At 63.6% G+C, this 12,781-nt stretch carries 10 protein-coding genes; 9 read left to right on the top strand and 1 reads right to left on the bottom strand.

The window, feature by feature from the left end; genetic code table 11:
• From murC to lpxC, 7 genes are all read left to right on the top strand, one after another.
• Window positions 1-1,395 carry a UDP-N-acetylmuramate--L-alanine ligase gene (gene murC / locus HWX53_RS23060; protein WP_175945181.1) on the top strand — a complete coding sequence of 465 codons (1,395 nt, stop codon included), beginning with the start codon at window positions 1-3 and terminating at the stop codon, window positions 1,393-1,395.
• Window positions 1,396-1,427: 32 nt separating this feature from the next.
• On the top strand, window positions 1,428-2,369 hold the full coding sequence (locus HWX53_RS23055) for a D-alanine--D-alanine ligase (protein WP_175945316.1): 942 nt from the start codon (window positions 1,428-1,430) through the stop codon (window positions 2,367-2,369).
• A gap of 12 nt (window positions 2,370-2,381) precedes the next feature.
• Window positions 2,382-3,134, top strand: coding sequence for a cell division protein FtsQ/DivIB (locus tag HWX53_RS23050; RefSeq protein ID WP_175945179.1), 753 nt, complete (start codon window positions 2,382-2,384; stop codon window positions 3,132-3,134).
• A 26-nt stretch (window positions 3,135-3,160) separates the two neighbouring features.
• A complete protein-coding gene (gene ftsA / locus HWX53_RS23045; protein WP_159837031.1) occupies window positions 3,161-4,393 on the top strand; it encodes a cell division protein FtsA in 1,233 nt (410 codons plus the stop codon).
• A 143-nt stretch (window positions 4,394-4,536) separates the two neighbouring features.
• Window positions 4,537-5,733, top strand: coding sequence for a cell division protein FtsZ (ftsZ, locus tag HWX53_RS23040; RefSeq protein ID WP_175945177.1), 1,197 nt, complete (start codon window positions 4,537-4,539; stop codon window positions 5,731-5,733).
• Between the two features lie 264 nt (window positions 5,734-5,997).
• On the top strand, window positions 5,998-6,501 hold the full coding sequence (locus tag HWX53_RS23035) for a peroxiredoxin (protein ID WP_175945175.1): 504 nt from the start codon (window positions 5,998-6,000) through the stop codon (window positions 6,499-6,501).
• Window positions 6,502-6,764: 263 nt separating this feature from the next.
• A complete protein-coding gene (gene lpxC, locus HWX53_RS23030; RefSeq protein WP_175945173.1) occupies window positions 6,765-7,682 on the top strand; it encodes a UDP-3-O-acyl-N-acetylglucosamine deacetylase in 918 nt (305 codons plus the stop codon).
• Window positions 7,683-7,729: 47 nt separating this feature from the next.
• On the opposite strand, the gene HWX53_RS23025 is transcribed toward lpxC, so the two are convergent.
• A complete protein-coding gene (locus HWX53_RS23025) occupies window positions 7,730-8,224 on the bottom strand; it encodes a DUF721 domain-containing protein (RefSeq protein ID WP_175945171.1) in 495 nt (164 codons plus the stop codon).
• 288 nt (window positions 8,225-8,512) lie between these two features.
• Between HWX53_RS23025 and secA the strand changes: the two genes are divergently transcribed.
• Both secA and argJ read left to right on the top strand, forming a co-directional pair.
• Complete coding sequence (gene secA, locus HWX53_RS23020; RefSeq protein ID WP_175945169.1) at window positions 8,513-11,326, top strand: preprotein translocase subunit SecA; 2,814 nt, start codon at window positions 8,513-8,515, stop codon at window positions 11,324-11,326.
• A gap of 186 nt (window positions 11,327-11,512) precedes the next feature.
• Window positions 11,513-12,754: a bifunctional glutamate N-acetyltransferase/amino-acid acetyltransferase ArgJ gene (argJ, locus tag HWX53_RS23015; RefSeq protein ID WP_175945167.1), complete on the top strand. Its 1,242-nt coding sequence runs from the start codon at window positions 11,513-11,515 to the stop codon at window positions 12,752-12,754.
• Window positions 12,755-12,781: the final 27 nt, after the last annotated feature.

Below are 12,781 nucleotides of genomic sequence, written 5' to 3'. Positions count from 1 at the left end.
ATGAAACACATCGTCAAGCACATTCACTTCGTCGGCATCGGCGGAGCAGGGATGAGCGGCATCGCGGAAGTGCTGCTGAATCTCGGCTATCAGGTCAGCGGCTCGGACCTCTCGAAGAACGCCGTCACCGAGCGGCTGAAGGCACTCGGCGCGCGCGTCGAGATCGGACACAACGAGCAGAACATCGAAGGCGCGAACGCGGTCGTCGTATCGACGGCCGTGCGTCCCGACAATCCCGAAGTGCTGGCGGCGCGCCATCGGCGCGTGCCGATCGTGCCGCGCGCCGTGATGCTCGCGGAACTCATGCGGCTGAAGCAGGGCATCGCCATTGCCGGCACGCACGGCAAGACCACGACGACGTCGCTCGTCGCAAGCGTGCTGGCCGCAGGCGGGCTGGATCCGACGTTCGTGATCGGCGGGCGTCTCATCAGCGCGGGCGCGAACGCGCGGCTCGGCACCGGCGATTTCATCGTCGCCGAAGCCGATGAATCGGACGCGTCGTTCCTCAATCTCTTCCCGGTAATCGAAGTCATCACGAACATCGATGCCGATCACATGGACACCTACGGCCACGACTTCGCGCGGCTCAAGCAGGCGTTCATCGAATTCACGCACCGGCTGCCGTTCTACGGCATCGCGGTGCTGTGCGTCGACGACCCGAACGTGCGCGAGATCCTGCCGTTCGTGTCGAAGCCGATCATCCGCTATGGCATCGGCGCGGAAGCGCAGGTGCGCGCGGTGAACGTGGAGGCGCGCGACGGCCGCATGCACTTCACGACGCTGCGCGAAGATGCGCCGCCGCTCGACATCGTGCTGAATCTGCCGGGCCTGCATAACGTGCAGAACGCGCTCGCCGCCATTGCGATTGCGACTGAACTCGAAGTGGCGGATGCCGATATCCAGAGGGCGCTCGCCGAATTCAACGGTGTCGGCCGGCGCTTCCAGCGTTACGGCGACGTGAAGACGAACGACAACGAAGGCGCGTACACGCTGATCGACGACTACGGGCATCACCCGGTGGAAATGGCCGCGACCATCGCGGCGGCGCGCGGCGCGTTCCCGGACCGGCGTCTCGTGCTCGCGTTCCAGCCGCATCGCTACACGCGCACGCGCGACTGTTTCGAAGATTTCGTGAAGGTGCTCTCCACCGTGGACGCACTCGTTCTCACCGATGTTTATGCCGCAGGCGAAGCGCCGATCGTCGCCGCCGACGGCCGCGCGCTCGCACGCGCGATCCGCGTGGCGGGCAAGGTGGAGCCGGTGTTCGTCGAAACGGTGGATGAAGTGCCGGACGCCGTGACGACGCTCGCGCGCAACGGCGACGTGGTGATCACGATGGGCGCGGGTTCCATCGGCGGTGTATGCGGACGGCTCGCGCAGAGCCAGCCGCAGTGAAGACAGCAACAAACGACGTCATGAGTAACACAGTGAACAACATCGATCCGAAAGTCTTCGGCAAAGTGGCGGTGCTTCTCGGCGGGAATTCCGCCGAGCGCGAAGTCTCGCTCAATTCGGGCCGCCTCGTGCTGGAAGGGCTGCGAGAGGCGGGCGTCGACGCGCATCCGTTCGATCCCGCCGAACGCCCGTTGTCGGATCTGAAGGCGGAAGGTTTCGAGCGCGCGTTCATCGCGCTGCACGGCGGCTATGGCGAGAACGGCCAGTTGCAAGGCGCGCTGGATTTCTACGGCATTCGCTATACGGGCAGCGGCGTGCTCGGCTCGGCGCTCGGCATGGACAAGCTGCGCACCAAGCTCGTGTGGCAGCAAACCGGCATTCCGACGCCGCCGTTCGAAACCGTCTATCGCGGCGACGATTACGCCGGGCGCGCGCAGGAAATCATCGCGAAGCTGGGGCTGCCGCTCTTCGTGAAGCCGGCGAGCGAAGGGTCGAGCGTCGCGGTCATCAAGGTAAAGAGCGCGCAACGGCTCGTGCCGGCGCTGGAAGAGGCCGCGAAGTTCGACAAGATCGTGATCGTCGAGCAGAGCATCGAAGGCGGCGGCGAGTACACGTGCTGCATCGCGGGCGATCTCGACCTGCCGGTCATCAAGATCGTGCCGGCGGGCGAGTTCTACGACTACCACGCGAAGTACGTCGCCGACGACACGAAGTATCTGATTCCCTGCGGCCTGACGGACGCCGAAGAAGTGCGCATGAAGCAACTGACGCAGCGCGCGTTCGACATGCTCGGCTGCACCGACTGGGGCCGCGCCGATTTCATGCTGGACGCCGACGGCAATCCGTACTTCCTGGAAGTGAACACCGCGCCGGGCATGACGGATCACTCGCTGCCGCCGAAAGCGGCGCGCGCGGTCGGCATCAGCTACGCGGATCTGGTTGTGAAGGTGCTGTCTCTCACTCTCAAGAACTGACGAAGCGCAACCATGTGGAACAACGTTCGCCAGATGAATCTCGCCTCAAGCGCGCTGCACGCCATGCTCGTGCTGATGCTGCTGTGCGCGGCGGGCGTCTACGCGATCCAGCGTCCCGAGTTTCGGCTGCGCGAGATTCAGATCGACGGCGATACGACGCACATCAATTCGCCGACCGTGCGCGCGAGCGTCGTGGGGCATCTGAAGGGCAACTTTTTCACCGTCGATCTCGACACCGCGCGCACCGCGTTCGAGCAGATGCCGTGGGTGCGCCGCGCGAGCGTGCGTCGCGTGTGGCCGAACGCGATCGCCGTGACGCTGGAAGAGTACAAGCCGCTTGGCACATGGGGCAACGATCAGTTGGTCAGCGTGGATGGCGAGCTTTTCACCGCGAACCAGGGCGAACTGGACGACGACCTGCCCGCGTTCGACGGTCCGGAAGGCACGGCGAAGGAAGTGGTCGCGCGGTATCACGACTTTCAGAAGTGGTTTGCGCCGCTCGACGCGCAGCCCGAGGAAGTCACGCTGTCGCCGCGTTTCGCGTGGACCGTGAAGCTTTCGAACGGCACGCAGATCGAACTGGGCCGCGAGCGCAATCAGGACACGCTGGATGACCGTTGCAAGCGCTTCGTCGCGTCGTGGGCAGCGGTCACGGGGCGGTGGGGCAAGGACATCGAATATGCGGATTTGCGTTATCCCAACGGCTTCGCGATACGCGCCGCCGGCATGCGCTTCATCAACGACACCGACAAGGCCAAGAAGTAAGCAGACATCACAGGCATGAGCACGCTATGAGCAAAGACTACAAAGACCTGCTGGTTTCCCTCGACATCGGAACGTCGAAGGTGGTCGCGATCGTCGCCGAATTGAAGGGCGAAGGCCACTACGAGGTGATCGGACTCGGTCAGAGCGACTCGAAGGGGTTAAAGAAAGGCGTCGTGGTCAACATCGAGGCAACGGTGCAATCCATTCAGCGCGCGCTTGAAGAAGCCGAGCTGATGGCGGATTGCAAGATCACGAACGTCTTCACCGGCATCGCGGGCAGCCATATCCGCAGCTTCAATTCGAGCGGCATGGTCGCGATCAAGGACAAGGAAGTCACGCAGACGGACGTCGCCCGCGTGATCGAAACGGCCAAGGCGATCAACATTCCGACCGATCAGCAGGTGCTGCACATCCTGACGCAGGAATTCATCATCGACGGTCAGGAAGACGTGCGCGAGCCGATCGGCATGAGCGGCATTCGCCTCGAAGTGAAGGTGCATATCGTCACGGGCGCGGTGAGCGCGGCGCAGAACATCGTGAAGTGCGTGCGCCGCTGCGGGCTCGAAGTGAACGACCTCATCTTGCAGCCGCTCGCGTCGTCGCTGGCGGTGCTGACCGAGGACGAGAAGGAACTGGGCGTCGTGCTCGTCGATATCGGCGGCGGGACGACGGACATCGCCATCTTCAGCGAAGGCGCGATCCGTCATACGGCCGTGATTCCAATTGCCGGCGATCAGATCACGAGCGACGTCGCGATGGCGCTGCGCACGCCGACGCCCGACGCAGAAGACATCAAGGTGACGTACGGCATCGCGAAGCAGGCGCTCGCGGACCCCGACGAGATGATCGAAGTGCCGGGTCTCGGCGAACGCGGTCCGCGCACGCTGTCGCGTCAGGCGCTGGCGGCGGTGGTCGAGCCGCGCGTCGAGGAGCTCTTCTCGCTCGTGCAGCAGGTCGTGCGCGAATCCGGCTACGAAGAGTTGCTGTCGAGCGGCGTCGTGCTGACCGGCGGCGCGGCGATGATGCCCGGCATGGTGGAGCTCGGCGAAGACATCTTCCTGAAGCCGGTGCGCATCGGCGTGCCCGAGTACGCGGGCGGTCTCGCGGATGTCGTGCGCAACCCGCGCTATTCGACCGCGATGGGCCTGCTCGCCGAAGGACGCTCGCAGCGCATGCGCGGTCGCAAGGTCGCAGTGCAGAACGGATCGATGGGGCAAGTGCTCACACGAATGAAAGACTGGTTCCTCGGAAACTTCTGAAGCTTGAGCGGAACAGAGCAGTACGAAACAAACGTATTTAAGTAATGAATATAATTCGCGCCGGTACCGGCGGCTAGCGCGCGGCGAGAGGTTGCCCGATCTCTCTCCGGATAACGCCGATCTTCATTCTTGACGGAGGCAACATGGATTTCGAAATGCTGGAAACGGAAACCAACGGAACGATCATCAAGGTGGTCGGAGTTGGTGGTGCGGGCGGCAATGCCGTTCAGCACATGATCAACCGGGGTGTGCAGGGCGTCGACTTCATCGTGATGAACACCGACGCACAGGCGCTCGCACGTTCGCGCGCGCCGCAGGTGTTGCAGTTGGGCATGACCGGTCTAGGCGCGGGCGCCAAGCCGGAGAAGGGCAAGGAAGCGGCTGAAGATGCGCGCGAGCGTATCGCCGATGCACTGCGCGGCGCGCACATGGTGTTCATCACCGCGGGCATGGGTGGCGGCACGGGCACGGGCGCGGCGCCGGTGGTCGCGCAGATTGCGAAGGAAATGGGCATTCTGACGGTCGGCGTCGTGAGCAAGCCGTTCGAATTCGAAGGCGGCCGCCGCATGCGCGTGGCGGAAGCCGGCTCGCAGCAACTGGAGGATCACGTCGATTCGCTGATCGTCGTGCTGAACGACAAGCTCTTCGAGGTAATGGGCGACGACGCCGAGATGGACAAGTGCTTCCAGTGCGCGGATGACGTGCTGAACAACGCTGTCGCGGGCATTGCGGAAATCATCAACGTCGACGGTCTCGTGAACGTCGACTTCGAAGACGTGAAGACGGTGATGGGCGAGCAGGGCAAGGCGATGATGGGCACGGCGACCGTCGCCGGCGTCGATCGCGCGCGTCTTGCTGCGGAACAAGCTGTGGCGAGCCCGCTGCTCGAAGGTGTCGATCTGTCGGGCGCGCGCGGCGTGCTGGTCAACATCACGTCGAGCCGTTCGCTGCGTCTGTCTGAAACGCGCGAAGTGATGAACACCATCAAGAGCTACGCCGCCGACGACGCAACCGTTATCTTCGGCGCGGTGTACGACGACGCAATGGGCGACGCCCTGCGCGTGACGGTGGTCGCAACGGGCCTCGGCCGCGCGGCGAAGAAGCAGCAGCAAGCGCCGATGACGCTCCTGCGCACGGGCACCGACAATCAGCCGGTCGCGCACGCGTCGCACAACACGTACGCGCCGCAGCACGGTCAGGCAACGGATTACGGTTCGCTGGACACGCCGGCTGTGTGGCGTTCGTCGCGCGAAACGGCGGCATCGCACGTGCAGGCATTGCAGGAAAAGGGCGTCGATACGTACGACATCCCGGCGTTCCTGCGCAAGCAAGCGGACTGAAGTCGCGCTGTGCTCGTTGCTCGCTAGCTAGCAAGAGCAATGCAGCCACCGCAGGCACGCGCCGAGCTTGAGAAGGCGGCGCAGGTTTCGCGTGGGGCGACTGTCCAAGGCCGCGTCAGCATCAGACGCCAGGCCGTGGCCAGCCGACCTCCACGAATTTGCCGACGAGCAAATGAAACCTGAATCGTCGATTAAGCGCGAGGCGGGACTGCGGGACGATGCAATCGCAAGGTGTTTCGAGCACTGACGAGGGAAGGACCGAGCATGATCAAAGTGGGTGAAACGTTGCCTGATGCGCGTCTCTTCGAGTTCATCGAAGTGGCGAGCGAGGGCTGTGCCGTGGGACCGAACGGGTTCGCGGTGCGCGAGCGGACCGCCGGCAAGCGCGTGGTGATCTTCGGATTGCCGGGCGCGTTCACGCCGACGTGTTCCGCCAGACACGTGCCGGGTTATGTCGAGGCGGCGGATGAGTTTCGGGCCGCCGGCATCGACGAAATCTGGTGCGTTTCCGTCAACGACGCGTTCGTCATGAACGCGTGGGGACGCGATCTCCAAGCCGCGGGCAAGGTGAGGATGATGGCGGACGGCAGTGCGCGTTTCACTCAGGCACTCGGACTGGATCAGGATTTGTCCGAGCGTGGCATGGGAATCCGTTCCCAGCGTTACGCGATGGTGGTCGACAACGGCGTGGTCAAGACGCTCGCTGTCGAAGCGCCCGGAAAGTTCGAAGTCAGCGACGCTCGCAGCATTCTGGCGACGTTGCGCTGAGCGCAGCGGCGTCGCGTTGTCTTTGTACAACGCTTGAAGACGCCCTCGCATTCGGCGACAACTTGGGGCCGATGACCGGAAATGCCTCCATTCCGGCCATCGGCCCGTTCTACTTGACTGTCCCTGCATCGCGGCGTAACACAGGGAAACAGTTGATACCTCTTCGTTTGGGACGGCTTAGTCCGAATGGAGTATACTTCGATCTATTAGAATTCAATGAACGATTAATTCTCTTTATTGGGAATTGCTATCGGAAAAAAATCATGTTGAAGCAGCGAACAATTAAGACCGTCGTCAAAACCGTGGGAATCGGGCTTCATTCCGGCCGCAAGGTCGATCTGACGCTGCGACCGGCACCGGTTGGAACGGGCATCGTGTTTTCTCGGATCGACCTGCCGCAGCCGGTCGACATCCCTGCGTCCGCCATGGCGATCGGCGATACGCGGCTCGCGTCCGTGCTCCAGAAGGACGGCGCGCGCGTGTCGACTATCGAGCACCTGATGTCGGCGTGCGCGGGCTTGGGTATCGACAATCTGTACGTCGATGTCACCGCCGAGGAAATCCCGATCATGGACGGCAGCGCGTCTTCGTTCGTGTTTCTCATTCAGTCGGCGGGTATCGAAGAGCAGAACGCGCCGAAGAAATTCATCAAGGTGAAAAAGCCGGTCGAAGTGCGCGATGGCGATAAATTCGCGCGTCTCGAACCGTATTTCGGCTTCAAACTGAGCTTTACCATTGATTTCCGCCATCCGGCCGTCGACAAGACGGGGCAGGCGCTGGAAGTCGATTTTGCGACCACGTCGTATGTGCGCGAGATTGCTCGCGCTCGCACGTTCGGCTTTGCGCATGAAGTGGAAATGATGCGCGAGCTGGGTCTTGCGCGCGGCGGCAGCATGGACAACGCCATCGTGCTCGACGAGTACCGCATTCTGAACAACGACGGCCTGCGCTACGACGACGAGTTCGTAAAGCACAAGATGCTCGACGCGATCGGCGATTTGTACGTGGTGGGTCATCCGCTGCTCGCGTCGTACACCGCGTACAAGGGCGGCCACGCGATGAACAACATGCTGCTGCGCGAACTGCTCGCGAACGAAGAGGCGTTCGAAATCGTCACGTTCGAGGACACGCAGAAAGCGCCGCGCGGTTTCGCATTCGATACGCAGACGGCGTTTGCCTGATCATCGGCAAAACGCAGGACAAAGGTGAGCGGCAGCGAAAGCGCCGCTCATTTTTTTTGCCCGCGCCCCTGGTGACGCGCCGCCATGCGCGCGAGCGCTTCCTGTAGCGGCGAAGGCGCGAGCGTCTCGGCGAGATCGTGCAGCGCCGACGCGCCTGCCGCGGACATGCGCGCCTGCTTCGGTGGCGGCGCTTCCTTCATCGACTGGGGACGCACGCGAATTTTGAGCGATTCCACCGCCCAGCCGCGCTGCTGGAGATCCGACAGAAGCCGCGGCTCGATATGCCGCAACCGCGCGGCGAGTGCATTGTGCGCGGCGAAGAGCGCGAGCACGCCGTCCTTGATGAAGCCGGGCTCGACATTCGCCGCGAGATAGTCGGGCAGCAGCGCGGTCAGATCGCGCTGGAGCGCCGCCACTTGCTCGACGCCCGCGCGCAGCGCGCGGAACGCGTCGGTGCGATCCAGCACGTCGGCCAGGGCTTGCGGACGGCGCGGATCGAACCGCCCCGGCGCAGACCTTGAATTTGTAGAAAAGCGGCTCATTTTTTAATCAGCGGACGCGTGATGCGACCGCTCGATTGTACCGCGAGCCTGCCTTCCACTTCGCGTGGACGCCCGCCGCGAAAGCCCGCGCGGCCAAGCTTTCAACGCGTTGACTGTCGCGTGGCGCAGACGCCCGAGCGCCCACGCTGACGCAAGATGTGCTTGACTCGCGTGCTAAAATTCCCGATTCGAATTTCACCCAATGGACTTAAGTCGCCGAGGTTTTCCGAGCCCGGACGCAGCATCGCGCTGCCGCCCATCCGAAGCCGCGACGCAGACACTGATCCAATGACGACCGGTTTCCTTCAGAAGATTTTTGGCAGCCGCAATCAGCGGCTGGTCAAGCAGTACCAAAAGACCGTTGTGGCGATCAATGCCCTCGAGCCGACCGTCGAGAAGTACACGGACGATCAGTTGCGCGCGAAGACGGACGAGTTCCGCAAGCGCGTCGCGGGCGGCGAGTCGCTGGACGTGATTCTTCCGGAGGCGTTCGCCGTCTGCCGCGAAGCGAGCCGGCGCGTGCTGAAAATGCGCCACTTCGACGTCCAGTTGATCGGCGGCATGGTTCTGCACTACGGCAAGATCGCGGAAATGCGTACCGGCGAAGGCAAGACGCTCGTCGCCACGCTCGCCGCGTATCTGAACGCGCTGTCGGGCCGCGGCGTGCATGTGGTGACGGTGAACGACTACCTCGCCCAGCGTGACGCCGAGTGGATGGCGCGCCTCTACAACTTCCTCGGGCTGTCGTGCGGCGTGAATCTGTCGCAGATGGAGCACTCGCAGAAGCAGCAGGCGTATGCGGCGGACATCACCTACGGCACGAACAACGAGTTCGGCTTCGACTATCTGCGCGACAACATGGTCTACGAGACCGATGCGCGCGTGCAGCGGCCGCTCAACTTCGCCATCGTCGACGAAGTGGACTCCATCCTGATCGACGAAGCGCGCACGCCGCTCATCATCTCCGGTCAGGCTGAAGATCACACCGATCTTTACGTGCGCATGAACGCGCTGCCGCCGCTGCTCGAACAGCAGATCGGCGAGGAAAAGGCGGACGGCACGGGCGTCGAAAAGCCGGGCGACTACACGCTCGACGAGAAAGCGCGTCAGGTGTTCCTCACCGAATCAGGTCACGAGAAGGCCGAGCGCCTGCTCGCCGAGTGGGGCCTGATCGGCGAAGGCGAGAGCCTGTACGCGCCGCAGAACATCACGCTGATGCACCACATCTATGCCGCCCTGCGCGCGCATACGCTTTTCCATCGCGATCAGCATTACGTGGTGCAGAACGGCGAAGTCGTGATCGTCGACGAATTCACCGGCCGCATGATGACGGGCCGCCGCTGGTCCGACGGTCTGCATCAGGCGGTCGAGGCGAAAGAACACGTGCAGATTCAGGCCGAGAACCAGACGCTCGCCTCGATCACGCTGCAAAACTACTTCCGCATGTACGCGAAGCTGTCCGGCATGACCGGCACGGCAGACACGGAAGCGTACGAGTTCCAGGAGATCTACGGCCTGGAAACGGTCGTGATTCCGACGAACCGTCCGCCGAAGCGCGTCGACAAGCAGGACCAGATCTACAAGACATCGAAGGAACGTTACGACGCTGTCATCCGCGACATTCGCGATTGCGTCGAACGCGGCCAGCCGACGCTCGTCGGCACGACGTCGATCGAAGCGTCTGAACTGCTGTCCGGCATGCTGATGCAAGCCGGCATCAAGCACGAAGTGCTCAACGCGAAGCAGCACGCGCGCGAAGCGGCAATCGTCGCGGAAGCGGGGCGGCCGGGCGTCGTCACCATCGCGACGAACATGGCGGGTCGCGGTACGGACATCGTGCTCGGCGGCAATGTGGAGAAACAGGCGTCGTTCATCGAAGCCGATCTGTCGATTCCCGAGAACGAGAAGGCCGCGCGCATCCAGAAGCTGCACGACGAATGGCAGGCGCTGCACGACCACGTGAAGGCGGCGGGCGGACTGCATATCATCGGCACCGAGCGTCACGAGTCGCGCCGTATCGACAACCAGTTGCGCGGCCGCGCGGGCCGTCAGGGCGATCCGGGCTCGTCGCGCTTCTATCTGTCGCTGGATGATCCGCTGTTGCGCATCTTCGCGGGCGACCGCGTGCGCGCCATCATGGATCGCCTGAAGATGCCGGAAGGCGAGCCGATCGAAGCGGGCATGGTCACGCGCTCCATCGAAGGCGCGCAGCGCAAGGTGGAAGCGCGCAACTTCGATATCCGCAAGCAACTGCTCGAATACGACGACGTCGCGAACGATCAGCGCAAGGTCATCTATCAGCAGCGCAACGAACTGCTCGAAGCGAACGACGTGCAGGAAACGATCGCGGCCATGCGCCATAGCGTGATCACCGACCTCGTGCGCACGTTCGTTCCGGCGGGCAGCATCGAAGAGCAGTGGGACGCGCCCGAGCTGGAAGAAGTGCTGCGCAACGAGTGGTCGCTCGATCTCGCCATTCAGGAGATGATCAACGAGTCGAATTCGATCGACGCCGAGGAGATCTGCGAAGCCGTTCTCGCCGCCGCCGACGAAGCGTACGAGGCGAAGGTCGCGCTCGTGGGCCGCGAATCGTTCAGCGCGTTCGAGCGCTCGATCATGCTGCAGACGCTCGACAGCCGCTGGCGCGAGCATCTGGCGGCGCTGGATCATCTGCGTCAGGGCATCCATCTGCGCGGCTATGCGCAGAAAAACCCGAAGCAGGAATACAAGCGCGAGGCGTTCGAACTGTTCGCCGCCATGCTCGACGCGGTGAAGCAGGAAGTCACGCGCATCGTGATGAACGTGCAGATCCAGTCGCCGGAGCAGCTCGAAGAAGCCGCCGAGCAGTACGAAGAGAAGGGCAGCCACGTCGAGAATGTCTCGTTCACGCATGCGGACTACAACGCGGCGGCCGCGCCGGCTGCGCCCGCCGCAGCGGCAGCAACGGCCACCGCGCAGATGATCAGCCAGGCAATGGCTGGCGGCGACGACATCAGCGTGGCCACGCGCCCCGCCGACGACGTGCCGAAGGTCGGCCGCAACGACCCGTGCCCGTGCGGCAGCGGCAAGAAGTACAAGAACTGTCACGGCAAGCTCGTATAACGAACTGTCCGTCCGACAAATCCGGCAAGCGACGCAGCAATGCGTCGTTTGTTTTTGCGGGCTCGAGCACGCCTTGTGCTGCGCGCCCGGCGTTTCACGGCGCTCCCGGCCTGCCGGGCGCGTCAGTCTTTCACAGCGTGCCGGCGCATGCGAGCCGGCACCCGCCACCTTCAGCGAGTCGCGAACATGGCTGTCAACTTCCCCTCGATCGATCCCGCCGCGCTTCATCCGGTCACTGGCGTCACGCTAGGCTGGGCCGAAGCGAATATCCGCAAGCCGAATCGCAAGGACGTGCTCGTGATTCGCGTCGATGAAGGCGCGACGGTCGCGGGCGTGTTCACGCAGAACCGCTTCTGCGCGGCGCCCGTGACGGTGTGCCGCGAGCATCTGGGCGCGGTGCGCGCGGGCGGCAAGGGCATTCGCGCGCTGGTGGTGAACACGGGCAACGCGAACGCCGGCACGGGCGAGCCCGGCATGGCGCACGCACGGGAGACCTGCGCGGAGCTCGCGCGTCTCGCGGGCGTCGAGCCGCAGCAGATTCTGCCGTTCTCGACCGGCGTGATACTGGAGCCGCTGCCGATCGATCGCCTGAAAGCGGGGCTGCCCGCCGCGCTCGCCAATCAACAGGCCGCGCACTGGTTCGATGCCGCGCAAGCCATCATGACGACCGACACGCTGCCGAAAGCCGCGTCGCGTCAGGTGCAGATCGACGGCCATACGGTGACGCTGTCCGGCATCAGCAAGGGCGCGGGCATGATCAAGCCGAACATGGCGACGATGCTCGGCTTTCTCGCATTCGATGCCGCCGTCGCGCAGCCGGTCCTCGACGAACTGGTGAAGCACGTGGCGGATCGCTCGTTCAACTGCATCACCATCGACGGCGATACGTCCACCAACGATTCGTTCATCCTGATCGCGTCGGGCAAGTCGAGCCTGCCCGCCATCACGTCCACGGATTCGCCCGCGTACGCCGCGTTGCGCGACGCGGTTACGTCCGTGGCGCAGGAACTCGCGCAGTTGATCGTGCGCGACGGCGAAGGCGCGACCAAGTTCATGACCATCACGGTCGAAGGCGGCAAGGACGTCGCGGAGTGCCGCCAGATTGCCTATGCAATCGGTCATTCGCCGCTTGTGAAGACGGCGTTCTACGCGTCGGACCCGAATCTGGGCCGCATTCTCGCTGCCATCGGCTATGCGGGCGTGACGGATCTGGACGTCGGCAAGATCGACCTGTATCTCGACGACGTGCTCGTCGCGAAGGCGGGCGGACGCAACCCCGACTACCGCGAAGAAGACGGCCAGCGCGTGATGAAAAAGAGCGAGATCGCCATTCGCGTGTTGCTCGGCCGCGGCCAGCAGCAGGCGACCATCTGGACCTGCGACCTCTCGCACGACTACGTGAGCATCAACGCGGATTACCGCTCGTAACGCGCGCCCGATCGGCGCGCACAGAAA

This window comes from Caballeronia sp. BCC1704, from assembly GCF_902833455.1.
Classification (GTDB): domain Bacteria; phylum Pseudomonadota; class Gammaproteobacteria; order Burkholderiales; family Burkholderiaceae; genus Caballeronia.
Note: the sequence above shows the minus strand (reverse complement) of the source record. Positions and strands in the feature narration are given on the sequence as shown.